The organism is Sinorhizobium sp. BJ1, assembly GCF_002531555.1.
Classification (GTDB): Bacteria; Pseudomonadota; Alphaproteobacteria; order Rhizobiales; family Rhizobiaceae; genus Sinorhizobium; species Sinorhizobium fredii_B.
Window position 1 is genome coordinate 1 of sequence record NZ_NWTH01000042.1, and the last position, 23884, is coordinate 23884.

Annotated in this window: 31 protein-coding genes; 2 read left to right on the forward strand and 29 right to left on the reverse strand. The window is 59.8% G+C overall.

The genetic code is table 11. The features are described 5' to 3' along the window. Positions 1-1304: 1304 nt before the first annotated feature. The 21 genes from CO676_RS30180 to CO676_RS30285 all read right to left on the reverse strand — a co-directional run bounded on the left by CO676_RS30180 (position 1305) and on the right by CO676_RS30285 (position 13112). On the reverse strand, positions 1305-2006 hold the full coding sequence (locus tag CO676_RS30180; RefSeq protein WP_097523783.1) for a deoxynucleotide monophosphate kinase: 702 nt from the start codon (positions 2004-2006) through the stop codon (positions 1305-1307). Further along, entirely contained in the window at positions 2003-2368 is a 366-nt protein-coding gene (locus CO676_RS30185; RefSeq protein ID WP_097523784.1) for a hypothetical protein, read from the reverse strand. Before CO676_RS30185 ends, CO676_RS30180 begins: the two co-directional genes overlap by 4 nt. Next, positions 2365-2889, reverse strand: a complete 525-nt coding sequence (locus CO676_RS30190; protein WP_097523785.1) for a VUT family protein — start codon at positions 2887-2889, stop codon at positions 2365-2367. Before CO676_RS30190 ends, CO676_RS30185 begins: the two co-directional genes overlap by 4 nt. Further along, on the reverse strand, positions 2882-3127 hold the full coding sequence (locus CO676_RS30195; RefSeq protein WP_097523786.1) for a hypothetical protein: 246 nt from the start codon (positions 3125-3127) through the stop codon (positions 2882-2884). The genes CO676_RS30190 and CO676_RS30195 overlap by 8 nt, the downstream gene beginning before the upstream one ends. Continuing rightward, the gene (locus CO676_RS30200) at positions 3111-3809 is read right to left on the reverse strand and encodes a hypothetical protein (RefSeq protein ID WP_097523787.1); all 699 of its coding nucleotides are present in this window, start codon (positions 3807-3809) and stop codon (positions 3111-3113) included. The genes CO676_RS30195 and CO676_RS30200 overlap by 17 nt, the downstream gene beginning before the upstream one ends. Next, positions 3806-4039 carry a hypothetical protein gene (locus CO676_RS30205; protein ID WP_097523788.1) on the reverse strand — a complete coding sequence of 78 codons (234 nt, stop codon included), beginning with the start codon at positions 4037-4039 and terminating at the stop codon, positions 3806-3808. Before CO676_RS30205 ends, CO676_RS30200 begins: the two co-directional genes overlap by 4 nt. Further along, complete coding sequence (locus tag CO676_RS30210) at positions 4036-4695, reverse strand: hypothetical protein (RefSeq protein WP_210202651.1); 660 nt, start codon at positions 4693-4695, stop codon at positions 4036-4038. Before CO676_RS30210 ends, CO676_RS30205 begins: the two co-directional genes overlap by 4 nt. Further along, entirely contained in the window at positions 4695-5114 is a 420-nt protein-coding gene (locus CO676_RS30215) for a hypothetical protein (protein WP_245424552.1), read from the reverse strand. The genes CO676_RS30210 and CO676_RS30215 overlap by 1 nt, the downstream gene beginning before the upstream one ends. Before the next feature lie 141 nt (positions 5115-5255). Then, positions 5256-6515 (reverse strand): hypothetical protein, encoded by a 1260-nt coding sequence (locus CO676_RS30220; protein ID WP_245424554.1) that lies wholly within the window; start codon positions 6513-6515, stop codon positions 5256-5258. Next, positions 6512-6706, reverse strand: coding sequence for a hypothetical protein (locus tag CO676_RS30225; RefSeq protein ID WP_097523789.1), 195 nt, complete (start codon positions 6704-6706; stop codon positions 6512-6514). The genes CO676_RS30220 and CO676_RS30225 overlap by 4 nt, the downstream gene beginning before the upstream one ends. Before the next feature lie 112 nt (positions 6707-6818). Continuing rightward, a complete protein-coding gene (locus tag CO676_RS30230; RefSeq protein ID WP_097523790.1) occupies positions 6819-7250 on the reverse strand; it encodes a hypothetical protein in 432 nt (143 codons plus the stop codon). Then, positions 7247-7453, reverse strand: coding sequence for a hypothetical protein (locus CO676_RS30235; protein ID WP_097523791.1), 207 nt, complete (start codon positions 7451-7453; stop codon positions 7247-7249). The genes CO676_RS30230 and CO676_RS30235 overlap by 4 nt, the downstream gene beginning before the upstream one ends. Next, positions 7453-7998 (reverse strand): hypothetical protein, encoded by a 546-nt coding sequence (locus tag CO676_RS30240; protein WP_210202652.1) that lies wholly within the window; start codon positions 7996-7998, stop codon positions 7453-7455. The genes CO676_RS30235 and CO676_RS30240 overlap by 1 nt, the downstream gene beginning before the upstream one ends. Further along, complete coding sequence (locus CO676_RS30245; protein WP_097523792.1) at positions 7995-8417, reverse strand: hypothetical protein; 423 nt, start codon at positions 8415-8417, stop codon at positions 7995-7997. The genes CO676_RS30240 and CO676_RS30245 overlap by 4 nt, the downstream gene beginning before the upstream one ends. After that, positions 8414-9052 (reverse strand): serine protease, encoded by a 639-nt coding sequence (locus CO676_RS30250; protein ID WP_097523793.1) that lies wholly within the window; start codon positions 9050-9052, stop codon positions 8414-8416. The genes CO676_RS30245 and CO676_RS30250 overlap by 4 nt, the downstream gene beginning before the upstream one ends. Before the next feature lie 477 nt (positions 9053-9529). Beyond that, the gene (locus CO676_RS30260; protein ID WP_144340224.1) at positions 9530-10954 is read right to left on the reverse strand and encodes a hypothetical protein; all 1425 of its coding nucleotides are present in this window, start codon (positions 10952-10954) and stop codon (positions 9530-9532) included. Between the two features lie 199 nt (positions 10955-11153). After that, the gene (locus CO676_RS30265) at positions 11154-11417 is read right to left on the reverse strand and encodes a hypothetical protein (RefSeq protein ID WP_097523795.1); all 264 of its coding nucleotides are present in this window, start codon (positions 11415-11417) and stop codon (positions 11154-11156) included. A gap of 18 nt (positions 11418-11435) precedes the next feature. Continuing rightward, positions 11436-11747: a hypothetical protein gene (locus CO676_RS30270; protein ID WP_097523796.1), complete on the reverse strand. Its 312-nt coding sequence runs from the start codon at positions 11745-11747 to the stop codon at positions 11436-11438. After that, on the reverse strand, positions 11744-12157 hold the full coding sequence (locus CO676_RS35530; protein WP_179875700.1) for a hypothetical protein: 414 nt from the start codon (positions 12155-12157) through the stop codon (positions 11744-11746). Before CO676_RS35530 ends, CO676_RS30270 begins: the two co-directional genes overlap by 4 nt. Continuing rightward, on the reverse strand, positions 12157-12372 hold the full coding sequence (locus tag CO676_RS30280; RefSeq protein WP_097523797.1) for a hypothetical protein: 216 nt from the start codon (positions 12370-12372) through the stop codon (positions 12157-12159). Before CO676_RS30280 ends, CO676_RS35530 begins: the two co-directional genes overlap by 1 nt. After that, complete coding sequence (locus CO676_RS30285) at positions 12369-13112, reverse strand: hypothetical protein (RefSeq protein ID WP_348628081.1); 744 nt, start codon at positions 13110-13112, stop codon at positions 12369-12371. The genes CO676_RS30280 and CO676_RS30285 overlap by 4 nt, the downstream gene beginning before the upstream one ends. On the opposite strand from CO676_RS30285, the gene CO676_RS30290 reads away from it, so the two are divergent. After that, positions 13096-13872 (forward strand): CatB-related O-acetyltransferase, encoded by a 777-nt coding sequence (locus tag CO676_RS30290; RefSeq protein WP_179875701.1) that lies wholly within the window; start codon positions 13096-13098, stop codon positions 13870-13872. The two genes, CO676_RS30285 and CO676_RS30290, sit on opposite strands and share 17 nt — an antisense overlap. 17 nt (positions 13873-13889) lie before the next feature. On the opposite strand, the gene CO676_RS30295 is transcribed toward CO676_RS30290, so the two are convergent. From CO676_RS30295 to CO676_RS35805, 8 genes are all read right to left on the reverse strand, one after another. Beyond that, a complete protein-coding gene (locus CO676_RS30295) occupies positions 13890-14108 on the reverse strand; it encodes a hypothetical protein (protein ID WP_097523800.1) in 219 nt (72 codons plus the stop codon). 12 nt (positions 14109-14120) lie between these two features. Continuing rightward, positions 14121-17081: a right-handed parallel beta-helix repeat-containing protein gene (locus CO676_RS35800; protein WP_210202653.1), complete on the reverse strand. Its 2961-nt coding sequence runs from the start codon at positions 17079-17081 to the stop codon at positions 14121-14123. A gap of 77 nt (positions 17082-17158) precedes the next feature. Continuing rightward, positions 17159-19270 (reverse strand): hypothetical protein, encoded by a 2112-nt coding sequence (locus CO676_RS30305; RefSeq protein ID WP_097523801.1) that lies wholly within the window; start codon positions 19268-19270, stop codon positions 17159-17161. After that, positions 19271-19696 (reverse strand): hypothetical protein, encoded by a 426-nt coding sequence (locus CO676_RS30310; protein WP_179875702.1) that lies wholly within the window; start codon positions 19694-19696, stop codon positions 19271-19273. Continuing rightward, positions 19681-20253, reverse strand: coding sequence for a hypothetical protein (locus CO676_RS30315; RefSeq protein WP_097523802.1), 573 nt, complete (start codon positions 20251-20253; stop codon positions 19681-19683). Before CO676_RS30315 ends, CO676_RS30310 begins: the two co-directional genes overlap by 16 nt. Continuing rightward, entirely contained in the window at positions 20243-20422 is a 180-nt protein-coding gene (locus CO676_RS30320) for a hypothetical protein (protein ID WP_097523803.1), read from the reverse strand. Before CO676_RS30320 ends, CO676_RS30315 begins: the two co-directional genes overlap by 11 nt. A 10-nt stretch (positions 20423-20432) precedes the next feature. Next, on the reverse strand, positions 20433-21140 hold the full coding sequence (locus CO676_RS30325) for a hypothetical protein (protein WP_097523804.1): 708 nt from the start codon (positions 21138-21140) through the stop codon (positions 20433-20435). Further along, complete coding sequence (locus CO676_RS35805) at positions 21131-23434, reverse strand: phage tail length tape measure family protein (protein WP_210202654.1); 2304 nt, start codon at positions 23432-23434, stop codon at positions 21131-21133. Before CO676_RS35805 ends, CO676_RS30325 begins: the two co-directional genes overlap by 10 nt. A 150-nt stretch (positions 23435-23584) precedes the next feature. Between CO676_RS35805 and CO676_RS30340 the strand changes: the two genes are divergently transcribed. Beyond that, positions 23585-23875 carry a hypothetical protein gene (locus CO676_RS30340; RefSeq protein ID WP_097523805.1) on the forward strand — a complete coding sequence of 97 codons (291 nt, stop codon included), beginning with the start codon at positions 23585-23587 and terminating at the stop codon, positions 23873-23875. Positions 23876-23884 lie beyond the last annotated feature (9 nt).

Genomic DNA, 23884 nt, shown 5'->3' on the forward strand with positions numbered 1-23884 from the left:
GGGGTAGAGCACTCCCTTGGTAAGGGAGAGGCCGAGAGTTCAAATCTCTCTAGCAGCACCATAAAGCCCCAATAAATTCAGCTACTTAGTGATTACGCCGACAGCGCAGCGCAACAAGCGCGTACAGAACAAAGCGTGAAATTGCACCGAAAAACGCTCGGTTACGTACAAAAGCTGTACAGCACATAAGACCGTGTGTTCCGCGCCCGTTCCCCTTCCACCTGTCCCAAAATCTCCCCTCCGATGACTCGCGACCAACGCACCAGTAACCATCCCGCAACACTTTCGGGCTCGTCGCAATTAGTCCGGTTGGACTAGTTGCACGCTAGCCCGAAAGGCGTATTAATCGTTGCGGGCTTGAACACCCTGACCATCACTAGGCACACGCAAGGCGCGTGTGCTGAACACATGCGCAGCTTAGCGGCTGGCGCACTCGCTCGGCCTTTTGGGCCAGGAGCGATGCGTCGTGCACGGTTACGCGTGCGCACGGTCCGCAGACGTGCGGCCGTATGTCCAGGCCGTCGCGACGGCTAAAGGCGCACGGCTAGTCGTGATGGCTAGTGTTCAACTCCTGGCTCGGCGCCAATCGCCGATTCGAGTTGAGGGGTTTGGGCTGTGATTAAATACTACTTATGATTATTGCATGATTAGAGTTCGCGCCGCGTATCCTGGCGCTCCTATCTACTGTTCTCACCCACAAGGAACACAAACGAAATGGAGTTCGCATTAGGCCAATGCGTCAACCACAGATCCGGCATGATGCCGTCGATTGTCATCGGCAGAAGCAGGACTGAGAGAGGCAGGGAGCAATACCACGTAAGGCAGATCGAATTAGGACCGCGTCGATACCACTGGATGCTTGCGGACGCTCTGGTGCCGATGGCGGGAACTGAGACGGTGTGCCTCGGATGCAGGCTGAAAAACGCCTGCCCGATGATGATGAGGTCTCTGGACCACGGGCCGGCTGACTTGGGACAGGTAGGCGCTGATGGGTGGGCCGAAACCATGTCGTTTAACGGCCTGCGCTAAAAACGACGGCAAGCGAGCGCGAGGGACACGCGAACGCGCCGACGAGAGACTGCCCCGCACTGCTTTATGAGCCGCATGCCCGGTTGGGTTTGGTGGGGATATTTTTTTAGGGGTTGGTGGAAAAGAAAAACCCGCCTGCGGGAGCAGACGGGTTGATTGTTAGCCGACCTGTTGCCAAGTCGGCATGGCGTCCTGTAGGCGCGACCTATGAGGCTCGGGGCATATTCGCCAGCCGATCGCAGAGAGTTGCTTGAACAGCCACCAGCGGAGTGCCGTCACGCCGCCCACCTCTTCACTTCCTGTTCCACCGCAGCGTAGAGTTCGGTGATACACGAGTCGTTCGTGACAACCGCGTCATGCTGGCCGCAGCCAGCCTCGCTGGCATGCTGGCCGGCAATGCCGCCCCTGCCTTCCAGCTTGAGAATCATGCCGCCAAGTTCGCGCACGGCTTGCGCTTCGTTCGGGAATCGGCAGTCGTCGACGACTACGCGGCCACCCTCGTCAATGGCCGTCTCGGCGTGGGCCAGCCAAAGATTGACCCAAAAGTTTTCGCCCATGCAGTTTCGGCCCCATTCAGTGCCAATGGTCTGCATGGCGTGGCGTGGAGTCTTGCCGCCAAGCAGCGCCAAAGGCGATTCCTTGCGGTCACCCTCGACTTGCTCTTCTTTTAGCCCCAGCGCGTACATCATCCGCTTCAACGGCCCAGCGAACTTCACCAGCGTATAGCCGTGCCGCTCGACGAGGAACTTGGTCGCTGTCGACTTGCCACTGCCAGCCGCGCCAGTGAGTGCCACCAGGCGGGGGTAGTTGTCGTTGGCTGGCCTGGGTGGGAGGTGGAGCGTGCCCACCTGCTGCATTTCCGGATACTTCCCGATTGCCGCGCCGAGCGCGCGCAATTCGGAAGGCGTGGTGTAGGTCGGAACGTGCGTAAGGTCGCCGCTTTCGAGCCAGGGGCTCCAGTTGTCGCTGTCGATCATGCCTTCTCCTCTTCCTTTGTGGTGACGCGCCGTTTCGGCTCTTCCGGCGCGGGTGCAATCGGCTGGTTTGGGTTTTGCAGCGCTCGCAAGCTGGCCATCCGATCCTTGACGAGCGGCCGAAAGCGACGAGCGGCAAACGGCGCGTCTTTCACGCCCCACGCCTCGCCGAACTTGCTGTCGACGCCTTCAAGCTTGACTCCCAGATACGAGCCGAAGACGTAATGGCTGGCCATTCCTACCCACCGAAGCGTGTAGACTTGGCCTTCCGTGATGGCTGCGTCTTTGACAACGGCGCCGCCCTCGAGCGGCACCTTGTCATCGATGCAGACGACCTGCTGGCCGACGTGGAATTGGTAGGTCATGCTGCTACCGCCCTCTTGCGATAAGCAATTAACATAACGGCAACAAGGCTCATCCAGAGCTTGCCGACAACCTGGCCGGCAAGGAAGTCCAACGAGCCAAACGCAAGCGTCAGAAAGACGGCGCTGTCTACCACGGCGCCAACTGCGCCACTCGCTAGAACGGCCAGACCAAGACGACGCTCACGCAGCGGCGCGTAAACCAGTAGGTCGGCAAGTTCTGCCAAAACGAACGCAGCGACAGACGCAACCACTAAGGCAGTCGGGGCGACGAACCATGCCAGCAGACCGCCAATAGCAATCGCCAGCAGTGATGCTCGAATGCCGCCCGCCTCATGCACCATGTCGCGAAGCACAAGCGAAAGGCCGACAAGCAACACGCCAGAAGGCGCGGTCAGTCCGAAGCCGACAGGCAGGAGGCACGGACCACTCTGAATGCAGACCGTCCCGACGTTACCAATCATCCAATTGGCGGCGGGGACGGTGGCGGCAAAAGCCGCCACCAGCAGAGCCACCTTACGCATAGCGGTGTTGAGCCGGCGCGTTGGCGGGGTCGGCGATGTTAGCTCGGATGTCGGCTGCCAGATCCGGGTTGGCAGCGGTCTTCAAGTCCGCATAGAACTCGAGAGCCTTGACTGCCTCAGGGTCGCTGCCGTCGAAAGACAGAACCATATAGCGGCGGTCTGCGGCAATCGGCTTGCCGTCGGTGCGTTCGATGGTAAAACGCGGCTCGTAGCCGCCAGTGTTAGCACGCGATGTCATTGAATAGGTCTCCTATGTTGTCGTTTGCGGGTTTGATTACCCACCGTGGCGGGCACTGCACTGCATCAATCCGGCGAGCCATTCTCTCTGGGCACGTCGAACTGTCCTTGAAGTTTCTGGCCACGTTAACGCTATCTGCACTGGCGAATGGCCACCGATCGCCGCACATTGCCAAGCCGCGAAGCATATGCACCCACGGCCTAAGTCCTCTTCTTTCGAGCTCGTTGAACGCCTCGTCGGCACGACGCTCCCAGTCTGGCGAGCCTACCTGCCAGTATTGCTTTGACGAGCCAAAGCAAACACGCGGCCAGTTTTCGGCGAGCTCCAGTAGGTAGTCTGTCGGCAACGCCATATGCCAAACCGGCGCGCCGAGGTGCTTCGGGTACGGCCATTGCGCAACGAGTTCGCGCTGCTGCTCAACCTCCCCATCGATAACATCAGGGATGACCGCCCAGTGCGGGTGGCCCAAACGAGATTCCAGCCATGCGTAATACTTCGGCCAGTTAGCCTCTCCGCGCTTGCGCAGTGTGAAGGCGCCGTTGTCCCACATCACGGACTGGCCGTGCTGCAGGCACCAATCGGCATCGCCGGGATTGGCGAAGGAAACACAGAAGTGCTTCCCAGCCATCTTCCACAATTCAGTGCGTGGGGTTAGCGGCGTGCCGTGATAGTGAATTGTCACGGTCGCCTCGTTTCAATCTCAACACCTTGGTGAATGGCTCTTATGACCTGCTCTCCGCCAAGCGCAGCAAGCTTGTCGGCCAAATCCTCTTGGTGTGATGGGCCAGCATCGCAGATGGTGCGTATGTCCTCCGCCAGAACCTTGCCGGGTGACGTGATCGTCAGATCATAAGTGACCGTTGTTTGGTCGCTCGGACAAACGCAGTTGAAGCGGTAACGGTAAATGTTCACTCCATCCCCCTCGCCCTGCAGTCCATCAGCGCCTCGAAAGTTGCGAGAAATTCCTCGCGGGCTTGCTCCGGATACCAGCACCGAATATTTACGCCCAACGGCTCGTTGTAGCGCGCGTGCCAGTCCATGGTCGCGAGGTTGGCGGCCACTTCATCGGCGATGATGCGGTTGTCGGATTCATGCACCTGCGGCGGCATTTCAGCGGCAAGCCCAAAACGCTCGCACACCGCCGCCATCACCCTGGATTCAGCCTCCTTATATCCTGGCAGGTACGGCTTCACTGGGCGCGGGACGTCGACGAGGTACGCCTCCGAAGCATCGTGCAGCAAGGCCCAGAGCGACACGTCTACGCCTTGCCAGCGCAGATGGCGGGCAAGGTGCACCGAATGCTCGGCGACGCTGTAGAACCGCAGGCAGTGGCCAGCATAACGGCATTGCAGGCTGAGGCTGTGCGCGATGTCCTCGATGAAGACTTCGTCGCTGCGAGGGTCCATCGGCCAGAACTTGCGGCCGGAGGCAACCTGCATGAAGTCGCCGAGGCGCGGTGCGTTGTCGTTTGCGGCGTTATAAGTTTTTTGCGGAGAGGTTATAACTCCGCGCGGGAGCGGCGGTCTGTCGCCGGATCCAGTCGTTTCTGGTGATATGGAAATGCTCATCAAAACGCCTTCCCGCCAGCCTTCAGCCGGTTCTCTAAGCGGTGATCCTCCCGCTGCGCATTGAACGCCATCTTCTCGACGATCGCGCCGCCGACATCCAAGCCGAGATACGTGGCAAGGTCGCCAATCCGGATCATGGCGTCGGCGAGCTCGACTTCAATCATCTTGCGATGGGGCAGCTTGTCGTCGGCTAGATTCTTGCGGAATCCTTCCATCGCCTCGCTGATCTCAGAGTGTATCAGGCAGAGCATTTCCGGCACGTTGCGCTCTAGCGCCTTGCCGGTGTGCGGGTCGGTGTACCAGCCAGCTTTGCGGCTTGCTGCGTGGCAGTCGGCCGCAAACAGGTTTATGGCGGCGGCGTGGGAGTAGTTGTCGTTGGCAGGAGTTACGCGGCCTTGCTCATCTACATGGATCATCATTTCAGTCTCCTCTGTGGTGGTTGCTGCCGGTTTGGTGAGCCGGCAGCAGGTGGTGGTTAGATCATCTGGGTAAGAGCCAGATACCTATGGCAATCGGGACCATCACAACGATGATCGCCAAAGCAGTTGAAATCAGCGTTATCACGCCGCCCTCCTCTGCTCTGCGGGCTCGTTGTCATTTGCCGCATCCATCATCGCGACCCGCACGCGCGACACCTCGCCAAACTCGCGATGGTAACTGATCGCCTGCATGCTGCGGCCAGACAGGAATCCCGCGCCGAAGTGCCAAGCATCCTGCGGCGTCGGAGTCTGGTGCGATTCCGAAATGACGCCGTTGCCTTCGGTCGCGAACTTGCTCGAGTGGTGGATATGGAAGCCATGAACGAACCGATGGCGGGTTGCTCCCCAGTCCTCGGCGCGACGGTGTGCCATGATGCTGGCCATGTCCTTCAGTTTGACGGTGTGGCCGTGCGTGGCCCCGAGCAGCACCTTGCCGAAACGGAACCAGAAGAATAGCGACGGATCGACGTCGACTGTCACGCGAGGCTCGTTGCGATACCAAGCAAGCAGGAAGTAGGCGACCGCGACAGATGCGTGCTCGTCGTGGTTGCCCGGCAGGATGCGCACCGTTACGTGGCCGTGTCGTCTAAGGTTGGCGTCAATCGTCCGCACGACAAGGCGGCAGGCCGTCATCAGCACCTTCTGGTAACGGCCGTCGACTTGAAGAACGTTGCCAGAGCGCGCCGTCTTGTTCTCGTTGTTGTCACTGTGGAGCAGATCACCGCCACCCAGAACGATAGCGTGCGCGCTTGGCGGCGTGCGATCGGTCAAGTCTTCGATTGCGTCGCCTATGACCCGCTCGGCAATCTTCAAGTCCCAATTGGTTCCGGTTTCGCCGGCCCAAGAGAAGAGTCCGACGTGGAAATCCGCAAGGGGCGTGAGCGTCAGCAGGTCGCTGGAGACGATCGACGAGGCGACGACAGGCTCGGCTGGCGGTACATCGGTGAAGGCGTCCTTGAGGATTGCCGCAATGTCCTGCGGCGCATATTCGTTGCGCGTCTTCACCCACTGCTGCATCACACGGCCGGCAGGATCGACAAGCGCCGACACGCCCTTGATGGTGTGGCCAGCCGGGAGCTCGAATTCGGCACCAGCTTCTGGCCGCTGCTGGATGAACTCTCGCACGACGTCGCCGTGCTCGTTAGTGACGGCGGTTGTTTTCGTTAGGCGGAATCCCGGCAACACCGGCTTCGTCCCCAACAGCCCCCGCTCCGCAGCCACTTTGAGACTGTCGCCCATCGTCGATTTGCCGATGCCAAGCGCCTGCGCGGCCAGCCGTTGGCTGCCGTACGATTTGTAGGCGGCGACTCTTTCCTCGAGTTGTTCGGTGGTGAGGTTCATGCGATCTCCGGATTTGTGAACGTGACGAGGCTGTAGCAGCCGCCCACTTGCTTCGCGAATTCTGGTGGCTCCCATGCCCGCTCATCATCTGACGGGATGTCGCACCACTCATTCCATTCCTGTTGCGAAGCAACCGGAATGACGTACCAGTGGCAGTCGTTGTCCTGCGCCATCGTGTATCGTTCTTGCATCAATCCTCCTCCGGCCCCAGCCGATAACATCCATACGCGCAAACGGCGCAGATCAGTGCGAACGCCGCAGCGCCGCACATGGCGATTTTCAAAGCTTCCCAGGCTAGGTCGTTCACGGCAGCAGCGCCCTTTCCGCTTGCTTCGGCGGCTCACCGGCCGGCGTCTCTTCCGAGAACCCCGGCGAGCCACCCTCACCCATCGTCATGCTGACAGAGCCGCCTTCTTGGCCGACAACCATGTCCATGGCCTTCTGCAGATCGTTCGCGGCCGTCGTTGTGAATGGCAGTTTGTAGTATTTCGGCGGCCCTGCGCCAGAGTCCAAAAGAACCCAGATCGCCTCATCAACGTCGATGCGCGCGCCGAGAACTGCGTATCTCCCCTGCGGCGGTGCTAGTGGCGTTGCGTGGCCAAGCGGCAGGATGGTTGCCGGGAGTGTTAAGAGGGTGACGAGGGCTAGGCATAGCGCTTGGCGGTATGTACCGAACCAGGCGATTGCCGCAGCGGCGATGACGAAGGCTAGCCAGAGTGTGATGGCGGGGGTCATTGCTTTGCTGCCTCATGGGCGGCAAACGACGCCCCTGCCGTCAGCGAAAGTGATGCCACTACGAACAGCGGCAAGCCCCACAATTCGCCACCAGAAAGCCAATAGAAGAAGCTGAAAAGGCCATAGATTGCGCCTATTATGCCGCCGATCAGGGCGCCGAATAAGACAGCGCCAACCACAAAGTTTTTTGCAAACTCCACCATCACCCTTCTCCTCTAATGTCCCTGAAGACCTGGCTTTCACTGCCGACCACAACGGCGCCGCCCGCCATCAGCCAGCGGAGCGCCGTTCGCTCCTGCTTGTCCGCGACGAGATCCACAAAGCCGCGCCAAACAACTGCGCCGTCGGCTAGCCGTATCTCGACGTTAACGGGCACTGGCACGCGGCCGGCGCAGCCAAAGCACCGAACGTTCACGACGTACTCGCCGTCTGGCAGGCCACGTGTGAATGCCGATTCCATGTTAATCGGTGTGCTGTCGTTGGCTGTGCCGAGATCATCGCGCAGCAATGACCAGATACGCCCACTCTTGTTGCTGTAGCCAACCGCCCTATCGCTTGGGCCGGCGACCCAGAGATCAACGTCTGTCGGCCCTTCCGGCCAGACGATCGTGGCGACTAGGTTGCCTGGAATGTCGATCGGATCCTTGGCTGCCGCTGGCGGGTTGATGGAAGGCAGCACGAACATGATGACAGCGGCGACGCCTAACAGCATGGCCAGCAGAACGTCTTGGATGAGCGTCCGGATCATTCGCTTGCCGCCAAGCCAAGCAGCCAGCCGTTAGTGCTGGTCCACAGTGCAGCTATTGCTCCGACGAGCGTGGAACAGAACGCAACCGACATGCCGTCAAGCAGGGCCGTCGCGAGTTTCATCAGGCCGTCGGCGTCAGTGAGCGAACCGCCCGCCATACCCTGCAGCGCGACGATGAAGCCGCATATGTTGCCTATCAGGCCGAGCATCACGAACCAGATTTTGGCGTGCGGCAGGAAGTTGACGCGGCCTGCGAATGCAGCTGCGATGGCTACGACAAGCAGCGCAGAGATGATGTACGACAGGCCGCTAATGTCGTGCGTGAAGACAAATTGCACGTAGCCCATCACGGCTGCCCAGACGACGAGCGCGGCCCAGCAGGTGTTGAGGACGATGAGTTTTGCGGTGGTGGCGTTCATGCTGCCCTCCCGAGAAGGGCGCAAATGTCCTTGGATGGCACGACGAAGCCGAAGCCAGTCAAGGTCGTGCTTCCTTCAATGCTCGCAAGCTGAACGGCTGCGTTGATGCCGATAATGTCGCCGCTCATGTCGAAAACCGGGCCGCCAGACATTCCCATGACCGTCGTCAGGTCTGATACGTACGCTGACTTTAGCGGCCCGATCTCTCGCCGCGCCCCGCTGATGCGGCCCCATGCGGACACGAATTCCAATTCGATCGGATTACCTACGGCGCGGATTGGCTCGCCAACCTCAGCTTCGCGGCAAGTGAGATTAGATACGTCGACGCCGGCCCCGTTGGCCGTCAGCATCGCGATTTCATATTCCTTGTTGGACCAGAGAACCCTGGCGCCCAGCGTCTTGCCGCTGCTGGTCTTCAGCGAGACGGTCTTCTTGCCTTCGACGACGTGAGTGGATGTCAGAAACGAGCCGTTGCCGATATGAACGGCCGATCCGTGGCCATCACTAACTATGACCTTCACGACGGAGGACGTGGCTGGCTTGTTTGAGGGATTGATATAAGCAGCCGCATCCGGCGCAAAGAACGCAGCGGCGGCTGTAGCGAGGAATGCAGATGCGTAGAGAAGTCTTCTCATCGTGGCAGGTCTCCTCTTGCTGGTGGTGGCGCCGCTGGTTGGTGGCCGTTGCGACGGCGTGCGCGTGGTGAGCGCATCGTGAGTGCACACTAATGGTGTTTTACAAATTTGTCAAGCCTACGCTGCGCCTCGCCGTCTGCCCTCGTCAGACGGCGGCATGACACCGCGCGCGAGCCGCACCGCGGGCACCTCAGCCGGCTGGCCAAGAGAGCAAGCGGGAAGTCTCTCCCGCGCGTGGCAACGAGCGTCAGCATGTCGAGATCGTAGGTCCATGTGCAGCGGCGAACCGACTTCAAGCCTTCGCGGCTGCCGTACGCGCACCGCGCCTTGAGTTGCCATCCGAGGCTGAATGCTTCGCCAATCGTCTCGACCATAGGCCAGAAATAGCGTCAGAACAAAATGAGAACAAGAACGCTGAACATAAAAAAAGCCCCTCCAGAAATGGAGGGGCAAGGAACCGCAGCATTTTGTTGTTGTTTAGGCTAGTTTGGCGTCGATCCACGCAGCCGTCGCGTTGTCCAAAAGCGTCTGGCCGCCCTTGCCGCCACCCGACACACGCGGGTGCGTGCCGTCATCCGACATGTAGGAAACACCGGGAATCGCGTATAGCGTATCGCCGATGGTTTGCGTATTTGTCCAAGCTGACGACGCAGTAACGTCGCCGTTGGTGTTGCCGTTACCACTTCTAACGTGGCCGGCATTGTTTCCTGTAATGGCCTGCAAGAAGCCATTCGGTATCGTCGATGTGCCCCGGCTGTAGTTCGAGTTGAACCGGGATGTGCTGATGACGCTGCTGACCGTGATTAGCTGGACGTCAGGCAAGTTTGCGTTCTCACCAGCGACAAGCCAGCGTCCGCTGTCTCGAGAAGGCTCGCAAGCATCGGCCCACTCAACGTAGTCGTCAACCGCGCCGCTGCGCACCCATGCATTGAACAATCCGCGCGGTGAGTCCCCCCCCGGCTGGAAGGCTGCAGAGTTTCCAGACCACGCCGTCATCCACTCCGCAGAAGACGTGTCCTTCCATGGATTTATTGTGATCGTGCCCGTGGCCGGCGAGGTGCCCGACCCCTGAAACAGGAATGTGACAGTCGTCGCATCCTTGGCGACGCATATCTTGGAGCCGTTGTATTCGGTCTGCGTGGCGCCCGCGATGGTGTACGGTTTGCCGACGACAAATAAGGCTGGGTCCGCCACCGCGCAGATAATGTTGTTGCCAGAAGATGTAACAGAGGTTGGCGTCACCGCAGCAAGTTTGCTCGTGCGCGGGCACATCGTTGCCTGCGCGAACTTCACGCCCTTGGCGGACGCGGCAGCCTTCATGTTGAGGAGGTAGCCTTGGATGTCCGCGACGGTCGAAAGCGCGCCGAAGTCGTTTGTGCCGAAGTTGGACAGGAAGTGAGTAATTCCTAGCTTCCCAGCCAAATCAGCCTGCCGCTGGAAGAACTGCGCGCTATTCGCGCCATAGAAGCTCGCCCGAGCGCCAGAAATACTAGCCTGGTAGCACGGGCAGCGCGTGTTCGCGGCGTTGTATGCGGCGCCATTGTTGTTCGTCATGATGCTGTCGCCGACAGCGTACAGCGCCAGTTTCTTCAATGCGGCGCGGTTGGCCGTGTGCACGCGCACGCCAGCGAAGCCTAGATTGACGATGTACTTCTGGCCATTCGGTACGGTAGAGGCGAGGTTGATCCGCCACGTTCCGTTTGTCGGTATTTCGGTCGGGAGCTCGAATTCTGCGCCTTCGACGTTGGCGCCGCTCGTGACAACCGTTTCGGGAATTGTCGCAATGATCGTGCCTACCGGGTACTCGATGCTGCCCGTAACCGTAAAATCGTTGCCGGTGTCCGTCGTGCCTTCCGTCGTCCTAAGCGTCCAACCTTGGAGCACCACCGACACGTTCTTCATCGGAACGCCTGACAAATTGACGTACGAGGCCGCGTAGGTCTTCTGCGTGCCGTCGCCAGTAGGGGGCGCCGACCCCGTGTTGTATCCAGGCCCGTAGAGCCGGTGTGCGAGCACTTTGGCTATGCCCGCAGCCACTCCCCTCCGACTGTGCACGCGCTGCACGACAGGACTAAATAGCGGCGCAAACAAGCCACCCGAATTAAGCACTGAAAACTCCGCAGGTCGCACCAGCCACGCGAGCAAAGCGGTACGTGCCCGGCGCCGTGATTGCTAGCGCAGGCCTAAACGGAGTGATTTCCGACACGTCGGTGTAGCCGCCAGCATCGTCCTTCAACTGGACGCGCACGCGCGCCTCGCCAGATGTTGCGCCCTTCATGCCGATGGTAACAGTGGAGCCAGAAGCAACCACCAGATCAGACGAGTTAGCCGCGGTCGCCCCGACCGCCAGAAGTTCGGTTGCCATAGTAAGGTCTCCGGGGAGTTAAGTGCGCGCAGAAGTGCGCGACTTGGATTGATTCTCAACGATGCGATCAACGCGCACAGTCATGTGATCAACGGCAAGCTTCACGCCGCTGATCGCCTCCATGATGCTCTCCGTGGCCTCGCGCATCCCCTGCTTCGTGATATAGGTCTCGGCAACGTGCAGCTTGTGGGCAGCTAGGTCAGCAATCGCCTTGTCGCCTTTGTCGCTTGCCGCAGAAATCTTGCCTTCCACCTTCCACCAAATTGTCAGGATGAGGCCGAAGAGACCGACGAGCGGGCCAACGTAGGAAAGCCAGTTGTCGCCGGTCATCTTTTCAGCACCCCAGCCAGTATCTGCGCGCCAGCAACTCCGCCGCCGACATAGAAGATGTTCGCGAAAACCACGTCGGCGTATTCCTTTAGTTGCGGCGGCAGCGCTGTCACGTCAGGCAGCGCGCCGTTTGCCAGGCTATCCGCCATGCCCCATCCGAACCACGCAGCGCACGGCACGGCAGCTAGCAGCCACGGTATCCAAAACACCTTATGCTGCATGCCTTGCTTGATGACGGCGGCCTGCTCGGCGCTAGCCGCCATCTTGGCTTCGATGGTTTTGATTTTGATGTCGGCCGCGATGCGCTGTGCGTCGTTTGCTGCGGCAAGGCGGTCTGCGTGAGCCCGCTCGAGCGCGCCGACTAGGTCGCCGGTAAGCTTGCCGGCTATCCAGCGGATGAGCGCCAGCATTATTCTTTGGCGGCCGTAGCCGCCTTCCACTTGGCTTCAAGGATGTGCCAGAGCTCAACCAGCGCGAAGCTGACAGTGCCGACCGTGGTCTCAACGTCGCGGATCATCTCTTCGTCAAGAAGAAAGGTGTCTGCGGTTTCCTGCGAAACGTAGCCGCGCATCACCATCCAGAAGAAGAAGAGGCGGAGCGCGATTCGGGTATAGGCGGCAATCATTTTCCACCCCTTAGAATTTTGATGATGATATTGACTAGCGCAGCCCAGAAGCCGCCCTTTGCCGGCGCAACGACCCGCGTGCCGTAGCCCGCAGCCTTCAGCGCCTTCTCAAACACAGTCGCATGGCCGGCGATCGTCTTCGCTTTATCCGTGCCGTTGATGATGCGGCGCGCGCCGACGTAGTCCACCCGCGCACCGATGTAATCCGCCAGCTTCTTGCCGGTGAACCAGCCTTCGGTCATGCCGACGAACATGATCTTTGCCGCGATGTCCTGCCGCATGGCGAGGTTGAAGTTGCGCAGCAACGCGCCTTTCAGGCCAAGCTCCTTATCGGCGCGCTCGTAGTTCGAGTCCCACGTTAGCTGGACATAGCCGCGCCCATATGGAACCTGCCCGTACTTGCCTTTCACGCCGTACTTGCGGCCAGCCCCCTTGCCGTATTCGGCAATCGGCTGCATCGTCTTGGCCGTCTCGTGCAGCGCCGTGGCGAGCATGTAAGCCAGATGCGCCAACGGTGTGCCGCGCCGCTCTGCCTCGTCAAGAATGGCGTCAGCGCCCTGCACCTGCTTTTCGGTCATCTTGCCGGCGAACAGGGGCGAGCGCACCGCCGCGAAGAATTTCGCGCGATCCATTGGTGTCTCCTGTGTGGTGGAAAGAAGAGCCGCATGGGTTGCGCTCTTCGGTTGTTTCTGCTGAAAAATGCCGTCACCGATTGGAGGGACTATGCAGATCACGATCACAGCCGAGCATGTCGAATTTCTGCGAGAGAACAGGATTTTCCTGAACTCTGGCGGGCTTTACGATTCAACGTGGCTGCGGGTCGGCATGAACTACAACGCAGGCGGCAGGGCGATGGTCGAGCCGTACAGCGCCGTGCATGTTGGCCCGAAGATTTCGGCCGTCGGAGCCTTCTCCTATAGCAAGAGCTATTTTCCGCCCGACTGCTTCACAATCGGTCGGTATTGCGCCATTGCGGAGAAAGCGGCGCCGATCGCGAGCAACCACCCGCAAGGGCGCATTGGCATGTCCGGGTTCGATTATTCGCCGATTGCGCCCTTTGCCCAATTTGAACGGGACAAGGGGTATGCGGCGCCGAAGACGCCGCCGCGGGGTGTGAATACCGGATCAACCGTTATCGGCAACGATGTCTGGATAGGCCAAGAGGCCATGATCAAGCGGGGGATCACGATCGGGCATGGTGCGGTTATTGCCGCTCGCTCGATCGTGACCAAGGACGTGCCGCCCTATGCCGTCGTCGCGGGAGCGCCGGCAGAGATCAAGAAGTTTCGGTTCCCCGAGCCCTTGATTGAGCGTCTTCTCGCCTCTGAGTGGTGGAACTACTCTTACGATCAGTTCGCCGGGATGGACACGACGGACCCGTTAGAGTTCCTTCCGTCTTTCGAAGATGCGAAGGCTGAGAGCCGCATCCAGCCGCACTCGGAGAACCGCATTGACGTTCATGCGGCCTTCAGGCGGATATCTCAGGCGATGGCGGCCTGAAGGCGTCTTGTGACACACTATTCGATATATTTCGGATCGTACAATTCCGACTCTATGTCCCGGTCAAGCTTCTCAAGCAGTGCGGCAGCCCTTGCCAGTATTTCACTGCAATCGAACGCCTGCCATTGAGCCGAACACTCTGAGCTCGTTTCAGCCGCCTGCCGCAATTCTTTGGCAAACGCCAACAGAGGTCCACTAACGAGCTCATTCAGCGTCTTATCTTCTAAGTCGGCCATAGCACTTACCTTTTAGGCATCGATCGCAGCGAACGTCTTCCACGTACCCGGCGATCCTGCTGTCACGCAAATCCAGCCTGCCTTGCCGCTTGCCGCCGCACTCTTCGACCAGATGATATCGCCCTGGCTCCAACTACCCGTCGTCGGGGCTGCCGTTCCGAAGCCTACCTTGCGGTCTCCCATGCTGGCCGTCGCAATGCCAGAAGTCCCAGAAATGCGCGCGGCCAACAGCGGCCCGAACCAGTTATCACCGATGTTGTGGTCGATATCCGTTCCAGTCGATGGGGCGAACTTGTTGATTGCCGACGTGGACGCCCGAAAGAACGCATTGCCGCGTATCGAGCAGCCGACGGAATCGCCAAACAGATAGATGTTGTGCCGAGCCTTCGTAGCGCCGCTCTCGTTGTCTTCGAAGGTGCAGCCTTCAATGCTGACATCAGTGGACGCGTCGATCATTCTGACATTGTTGCACGCTGCAACATCTGTCTGCCCGCTCTCGTAGAAAGCGCAGTTGACGATCTTTACCCCTCTGGCTGCACGGACGTAGATGTCGTGCAACCCTGAGCGGAAGAACCGTTTAGAGATGTTCACATTCTCGGCATGGCCGCTGTTCGTGTTGATCAAGTAAACGCCGTACTGAAACCGATCGGCAAATCCCTTGATATCGATGTTCTTGGTCGCCTTCTCTACTGTTGCGGCCGTGGAGCTCGCCGCTGCGACAAGGCTAGGAGTAATTGACAGCACGATCGACGTCGCGGAAGTCGCCGCCGCCCTCGTGATCGTCATCGTGGACCCGGATATCGTAATGGTCGATCCGGCGACAACGTCAAAGTCAAGGTCTGTGAGGGTTACAGTCGTGTCGTTCAGCGCGATTGCAGCGCCCAGCGTGTGAGCCCCCGACTGCCCAGTCAGGCGAGTACCAATACAATTGGAATCATAGTCGGATCGCAAGCAATAGTCTTCGGTATCGATGACGACGTTTGTTCCGCCCGCCACCTCGTGCGCGAACGGCACGTTGGTGTAGCCCTTCACATAGACCGCATTGCACGCCTGCACGAACACTGCCGGCGTGAAGATGTCGGAATACATGTCGCTTTGGTGGGTGACACTCAGACCGCGAACATCGATGTTCTGGAACATGCGGAAATCAAGCGCACGTCCCGCCGTGCTAAGTGGCCCGCGCTCAATCGTGAGCCCATCGATGACCACGGACACGTCCTCGTTTGCCGCATTCCAGATAGACCCGGCGCGAGTGCCTGAGACGCCGCCGATGATTAGGCCGACAGTTTCGTAGTTCTTGATGGCGCAATTCTCGAAGCGGATATTCTTGCAGACCGAGTTAGCGCTTTCGCCTTGCGCGACCAGCCCACCCACGTCGCCAGCGGCTACCGTGAACGGCGAGCGGCAATCATGTACAGCAACGCGAGACACGGTGATGTCATGTGCGCCCGAGAGATAGAGCCCCCCGAGGCCGTTATCGGGATCGAAACTATCCATAAAGACGTTTTCGATAGTGATGCGGCGCGGGTGCCACGACTGAGTAACCGTGCCTGTATCAGGCAGCGCCGGGTCAAAGTTCCCGCCCCAATGGATCATCATGCCATAGGAGACAAGGCCGACGATGCGCATGTTGGAAAACTTGCTGTCGCGAACGTTGCCGTAAATCCCCATGATGCTGCGGCGACCAACGCCACCTTCAATGCCAACGAGATCAACGTTGTCAATCTCAATATTGGCGTAGCTTGTCCCGCTCGTGGCGTACTCTCCGACCACGATGGCGTTGTTGAACTCTCCGCTGATCGCGCTGGCCGTTGGCGTCCGCTCAATGCGGAAATTTTTGATGCTGGATCCGCTCTTAAGCCAGAGTCCCTTGTCGCCGTTTGCGTCCACGCCGCCGGCCGTCGTCAGCTTGATCGTCGGCTTGCCTTCGCCGGCGAGGCGGCAATTGATCGGTATCGTTCCCTGCACAAAGTAACCAGCAGACGCATAGGGGACGATAACTTCTTGCCCCGTCAGCAAGCCCGCAGCGATAAATGCGGCGGTGTCGTTCGTTACTCCATCGCCTACCGCACCGTACCATTTGACATTGACCAAGCCATCATACTGGCGCACCCATGCGCCTGCGGTCGACGCGATAGCGTCTGCCTTGATGTAGATGCCCTCTTGGGTGTCTGCTGCGATTTGCGTCGAGAAGTCGCCTGAAGTCCACTTGAAGATGCCGTTTCGGCCGCCTTCACCAAGGAAGGCAAGCGTGGTCACGGCAGTGTTGAGCGCCTTCAGTGCAGCGCGCGTTGCAACGTTCTTGATGTTGACGCTCGCGGCGGCCGCTTCCGCCGCTGCCTGCGCAGCCTCCGCCGCGGCCTTGGCTGCCTCCGCGGCAGCAAGAATCGCGCTGGACGCCTGATCACTCACCAGCCGGAATGTCGATCCCGACACAATGCCCAGCACGATCATGCCGGAAGTCAAGCCGCCGACAGAGACGTCGTTGCCGCTGTTGGTCTTGACTGTAAGCGCAGAGCCGCCGTTGAACGAGACCGTTACGGGCGTCGCTGTGTTCGCCTCAAAGACGTTCATCCAAATGAGCGCGGACGAACTAACAGGAATACTCGTCGTCGCCTGGATGGCGTTCGCAGTGCCTGCGCCGACGTCGCTCGCAATGATGAACGAGAACGGCAGATCGGCGACGCGATTCCACGTTCCAGTGCCCGATGCCCCAATCTTCTGATAGACGCCGTTGTTCGCCACCACCGGATCGCCAATGACCCACGCCATTGTCCCGACCGGGTAGGTAAGCTGGGCGTCAAGGCTGGCTCGAAGGGTGAAGACCAGCCCGCCATTCGACGTGAATGCGTTGATGATCGTTTCGTAGCCAGTAAGCAGGCCGCGAACATCAGACTTTTTTACTTTGTGGGAACCGGAGGCCGGTACGCCATCAGTTTCATAATCGCGAAACACGGTTGCTGCGGTCGCCATGCTTTCTCCATGTAAAGAAAAAGCCCGCGCGAGGGCGGGCTGGAAAATTTAAATTGTGCTGTCGTTTTTTCGGCGCGTTACGTGACGACAAACGACCCAGTCGCGACCGCCGTGCCTGGAATTCCAGACGGGTTGATCGACCGCAGCCAGCCGTAATAAGTGCCCGCCGCTAGCGAGGTGACGACGCGCAAGTCGGTAGCGCTCGGCGGCCCGTATTCGGTCGCCGCAAGCGTTGCCGTGCCCAAGTCGTTCACGGTGTTGATGTAGATGCGGCAGGCGAAGTAGTTTGACGAGTTGGGCGCGGTCCAGCCGAACTCGGCTTCAGACGGCGTCGACACATCAACACTGACGGACGTTACCGGACCCGGCGCAACCGGATCCGCAGTCGCCGTCAGCAGCACGTAGTCGGTCCATTCGGACTTGGACCCGCCGCCCCAGGCTCTCAACCTGACGCGATACTCCTCGCCGTCGACGAGGTAGCCCGAACGCACTTGCGTGGCACCCGCTTCAGAGAACACCGACTGCACGCCCGTCGAGCCGCTGGTGCGGTCGTATTCCATTTCATACGTCAGCGTTTCGTCGACGAAGTCCCACGTCGCATTGATGAATGCCGCCGTTGCGCCGCCAGAAACAACTTCAGTCTGGATCGTCGGCACGAAGCTCGTCGGTACAGGCACGCCTTCGTCGGGCAATGGCTCGACCGACTCGCCTGGCTCCCCTTCTTCCGTCGCGGCGTTGAAGGCATACAGGCTCGAGCTAACGAGAATGCCCGAGAACGAAATGCGCATGTTGCGCAAGTCGATCTGCACGCTCGAGGTGATCTCGACCGTTGCTTCAGCCAGCCCTCGGCTAGGATAATGAACCGTCACGAAGCGCCGGTACGGAATGTTGCGAGCGCCATCAGCCGTATAGTCGGCAACGATCGACACCTTGCGAGCGTTTGCCCTGACGAAGGTCAGTTTCTGCTTGCGCTGGCAGTGGTTGTGGCTCTGGATTGCCGCGTTTTCGAAAGTCCGCGTGCGCTCCGTGCTATCGTCCACGACCGCATACGGCTGGCCGTAGATCGCAGCGTCTTCGGTGATGTAGTCTTTCGACGTGTTGACGTAGCGGCCGCGAACACCGAGCACCGTGGCTGCGCGCCGCTTGTTCTTGTCGACGCGGATGCTGAAGACATTCTCCGCGGTCAGCCGCACGTCAGGCGTTACGAACTCACCTGCATGCACGCCGATCTTGCCGTTGGCGCGCTCGTAGACGACGAGTTCGGCGGCCTCATCCATGATGCGGCCGACTTCGATCGGGTCGTTGCTGGCGCGGAACCAGAAGCCGCCGTGATAGCGCTTCTCAGTGCCGCCCGCTCGATTCGTGACGTTCTGATCGCAAACGTTCGCCGCATTGATCCAATCCGGCAGGTACATGTTCTCGTAGGCCATCTTGCCGCCGACTGGATGGCACAGGTGCCAGAGCCGCATAAGCGCCAGGTTGGTCGAAAACTCCCAGGTGTTCGGGTTGTTGTAGCGGTGCGACCCGGAGCCGCCTTGCGTGCTGTCTTTGCGGGGATCGTAGAGCAATGCTCCGTCGCCAACCGCCGAATGCTCCGGCATCTGGTTCGGGTATCGGTCCAGAAACTCTTTCTGATCGACCGTCCTGCAGGACATACGCACAGACGCAAGGCCATCGCCGCGGCAGTTGTTGTTCCAGATAGTCGAAAACGCCGTGATGACGTCGGAATAAGCAGTCTCGGCGTTCAGCCCCAGACGCGTCAGGATTCTAACTATCTTGTAGCCGCCGCCACCAAAGTGCGCCGGAGACGTCACCCATCCGTCAACATCAAGCGTGGCCTTCTCGTCGTGCAGGTAGTGCTGCACAAAGCCTTGTATGCGATGACCAGCCCACACGATGACGTGGTATGCAGTTCCCGCCTTCTCCTCTAGAAAGACGTAATCGCCGCCCTTCTTGGTCCTGCCAAGCACGTAGGCGAGAGACGGCACGCTCTGCTTCAGGTTATAACTGCCGTCGTCGGGCCTCGGCACCTTCGGCTTGTCGACGAACATACCTTGCAGCGCGGATGCGCCGAACGCCAAGGCTGCCGTCGCGAGCGCATACGTGCCGAGATAGAGGGCGTTGGCGGCAAGGGTCGTTGTCGCCAACGAAGATACGATCAACGCCAGCGACTCAATAACTCCAGGCATTCAGATTCTCCAAGCCGCTAGCGTGCGTGCCGTCATCCGGCCGAAGCCGCCGTGCATGCGGACAAGCCAGCCACTGCCGTCGTGGATGGCGCCGAACTGGCGATGAATGTTGATTGGGCTGCCGATGACGCCGATGTCGCCGCGCTGTGGCTGCTGGACGCGCTTGCCGCCTATGTTCGCCGCGCAGCTAGCCACCAGCGGCACAGCGCCTTGGTGGGCCGCTATGATGGCGCGGAAGCCGCCGTCGCTGTCGTAGACGCCTCGCAAGTGCGGCGCTGGGTCACAATGGCCAAGCCACATCGCCCAGTCCGCAAGGACCATGCAGCAGTCGACGTGGCCTGGTTGCCAAGGCCGGGTGTTGTTGTCGGCGAGGAAGGCGGCAAGAGTATCCGCAAAAAGCTCGTCGGCCGCTACCAGTTGGGCCATTTAATCGTCTGATCCCGCATCAGCGGCACCCGCTTGCAGAACTCGTCGTCGGCCGCAGACGGATTGAGCACGGCAGATCGCGCCCGCTGGTCGACGTCAGACAAAACAGCGCCGTTGGTGACGGTGCGCAGCGTAAAGCGGTTGGTCACTTCCAGATTGACCATCGAGCGAATGCCCTCCGCGGTAGATTCATCCACAACGTCGAGGTTGTCGATTTCGCCGGTAAAGACGACAATCGCGTCGCCATCGGGTTGCTCGTCCTCGTCGAGAATCTGCAACTTGATGACGACAGGCGAGCCTTGCACGCTGGCCGTCTCGTCGTAGTCCCAGATGCTGTCGGCTGCCGACTGGCTAATCGAAATCAGCGAAAGCGAAAGAGTGAATGCCTCGCCGTTGATGGCTGCCTCGATCGACTGCAGCGCGTCCTCCGTGAACTGCGCCGGCCGATAGATGTTGCCCTCTATGTCGATGAAAGAGCCGCCCGAGCCATCCCAAATGCGAATGGTATCGTCGGGGAGTTCCACATCGCACAGGATGCGCAGAGATTTAATTGCCATCGGCTACCGACCCGACGTTCGCCTCGTCGGCGCGGCGGAAGATCAGCCGCCAGCTATAGGTGGCGCGCCTTATCACTTGGAAAGGCTCATATCCCTTCGCAACCCACTCATTCAGGGTGGCCTCTACGGTGGTGTGCTTGTCCTCGATAAGATCAACGACCTTGTACATGCGCCCTCCCTCAGAGGTTCGACCAATAATCAACCGCCTCGACAAACGAGACAGACGGCAACGAGAATTTCCCAACAGCGTTCTGATCAATATCCATGCCGCGGTCCTCCGCCAGGTGGCAAAGGCACGTCGGCTGGTCGAATTCGAGATCTGCGCCGGCAGGAATGAGCTCGCGCACCGAAGGCGAAATCGGCACGGTCCAGATATCGCCGCTTATCGACGTGACCGGCCCCGTTTCGTAGAGCGCATGATTGTACGAAAATCGCACCCCAACGAGGTTGGCGTCAGCGTTGATAATGCGCAGCCTGATGGACGTTGCGCCCACAGCAGTCACGCCGTCGGTTACTACCGATATGGCGCCCTGCGTGTACGGCGTGTCGTCGTCAAAAGGCGAGTCGTCGCTGTGATCCGTCTCGATAACCGGCTCGAATTTGCCGGAGGCGTAAGGAGCCGACAGGCTGGAGCGAACGCGCACAGCAATCAGGCCGGAGCGTCCGCCGAGTTTCTGCCGAATCGCGTTCCATGTTTGCCATTGGTCGCGGTTTTTGTTGGAGACGACAATATTGCCGTAGTCGATCGACCAAAAGCCGAGGTCGGTGCGCGTCGACGGCTCGACACCGCCGAGCGTGCGCCCACCCGAACGAGTGAATGGCACGAGATTGGCGGAGGCCTGTTGCGGGCGAAGGACGCAAATTGGCCATTCGATTATCAACGCCATTCAGCACCCGCCTTGTTTTTTTGATGAGCCGCCATAGTCGGGACAACCTGCTGATTGGCCGCGGATACGATCTTGGGCGCCGCGCTATTCACGGTCTGCTGACTTACCTCTTGGACAAAGGGCATGAGGTTGCCATTGTTGTCCGCCGACACGCCGACCGTGACGTGCACTTGCTGCCCGCCGCCCATCTTCGTGCCGCGTGGCAGCACAACTTCGCCGCGCTGCAAAATTGCGGGCACTTCTCCAGGCTGCAGGCCGGCAACGCCGCCTGTGTGGTAGCGTTTGGCACCGGCGAAGACAGATGGACTAACCATACGCTGGGGTGCGGGGCCACCAGCGACACCGCCCTTATGGAAGATCGAACCGAAGATGCCAGACAGAATGCCGCCGAATCCACCGCCTCCGAACAGCCCGCCTCCGCCTCCGCCTCCAGATGGCATGCTGAACAACTGCTGCACGATCTGCATTACGATCTGCAGAAGCTCCTTGCCTTCAAGCTTGCCGTCGGCAAGCGCGTTGGCTAGTCCTTGGAACGCGGTCTGCGCTATCTGGCCGAATTGGTCATATGCCTGCGCCTGTTGGTTAACGGCCTGCGTGTGTGCATCTGTCGGCGCGCGCAATCCAGCCCACGCATCATTCAACGAATGCACGGCCGCAGTCTCGCCCTGCACTGCCTGCGTCCGTCGCTGCGCATACGCAATGACGTCGTCGACCGTGGCGCCTCCGCCCAGAATGGACGGGTTGGCATTGATGGCGTCCGCTCCGAGCACTTGCGAAACTGGTGTGCCGCTCTTGGCAGTCAGCACCGAAATAGCGCCGCCTGGTCCAAGGAAATGCGCCAACTGCAGCGCCGCTTCATTGACCGAAACGCCAGCCTGCCGCAGCAGCGAGGCGTTTTCTTTTGCGTACGCTTCGATCAGGCCGCGCGATATTTCCGCATCGTTGCGCAACGCCAGGATGGTTGAATCAGCCATCGACTGTGCGCGGTCAGGGAAGTTCTGCTTGAACAGTCGCAGCCAGGTGCTCTCAATAAACTGACCAAGCCCGGTCGCGCTCGAGTTCGGGTTCTTGGCGCTGGCGTTGCCGCCGCTTTCCGACTTTACGACGTTGTCGACGTATCGCTTTACGGCGCCGTCCAGCCCTTCGAACGAATCGGCAACCTTGCCGGCAGCGCTGGCCGCTCGTGCTTGCTCCTGCTGAAACTGCGATTGCTCGCCGGCACCCCGCGCATTCATGGCCTCCGCCTCATTCATGAAGCGTCCGCCGCCCGAGAATATCGGCGACAATTGCCCAAGATTGCCAGGCAGCGTCTTCTGCATCTCCTCAACACGGCGGGCCTGAATGGCGGCCTCCGCCTGCTTCCGGGCCTCCTCCGCCTGCTTCGCATATTCTGCGAATGCCTGCGCAATGTTATGGACTTGACCGGCAAAAGCCTGCGCGCTGGTGACGCCGCTGTTCAGCCACTCGTTAATCAGAGCGGCGGTGAGTTCTTGCGTCTCTTTCGTCGAATCCTTGCCGCTGTCGATCGCCGTCTTTACGGCGGTGAACGCGTCTTGGATCCGAAGAATGCTCTCCTCGTTCGCGCCGGCAGCCCGCAACTGGTCGACCACGTCGACCAAATCCACAGTAAGTCCCGTAACTTGCTCGCGCGCCTGCTTGAAGATGTCGTCAATGTGCAGATCAGTTGCTTCGCGCAACTGCGCGATGTTCTGCGCCTCTTGCGCCGCCTTGGCGTAAGCCTGAAGCGCCGGGACGGCGTCGCCCCACTCCTTGGCAACGGCGGCAATCAGGTCTGCATGCGCCTTAAGCGCCTTGTCGGAAGTCTCTGCGCCATCGTTGACGCTGGTAAAATATTGAACCGCGTAGCCAGCTAGACCGATCAACGCGAACGAGGCAAGAGAAACAGGGTTGACCAACTGCGTAAACGCGCCGCCGAGCGTCTTTACCGCGCCAACTAGGCCACCGCTTCCTTGCAGGGCCTGCGATACTTGGCTGCCTTGCTGTATCATCACCGTAAATGGTGAAGTGCCGCTGGCCAACTGCATGCCGATGTCGTTTAGCTGTGCAGAGAGGTTAGATACCGCCGCGCGCTGCGCTCCGGTCGACCGCTCGACCTTACGTGTGGCGCCTTCGAAAGACTTGCCGATATTGTCGTTTGCGCTCTGGAACGCGCTTTCGGTGTTGCGCGCCGCTCGCTCTGCAGCCTTAGCCACGGCCGCCAACTGCTTCTCAAATTTGGCCTGTGTAGCTTCTATGCTCACCAGCAGGCGAGCCGTGTCCTGTTCACCGGCCATTAGTCACCCTTGACAAATTTGTTAAACTATACGATAGCTGAGGCGCAGCCAACTAACCGCGAAGGAGGAATCACGTTGAAGACAACCGCAGCCCTGACAATCGCAACGCTCGCCGTATCGTCGTGCGCAACAGCAGGAAGCACATCGCGCATGCTTACCTACAAATTCCCGGTCCATCATGTGCGGATGGCCGACGATACGTACCGCGTGTACGATCACAAAACCGAAAACTCGCTGATGGTTGCGCCGAGCCTCGGCAAGACGATGACCGTCGGCATGGTGCAAGGCGCGACGCTCGGGCTCGCAAACAGCATGACGCCGGAGGCTCGAATGAAAGCAGCCGCGCAGCAGCATCTTGCGAATACTGGCCGCAGCGGTTGCAGGATCGCGAGCGGCCAACTTCTCAGCAAGCCGCTCTATGAATTCCGGTTCAAGTGCTAGAAGCCCACG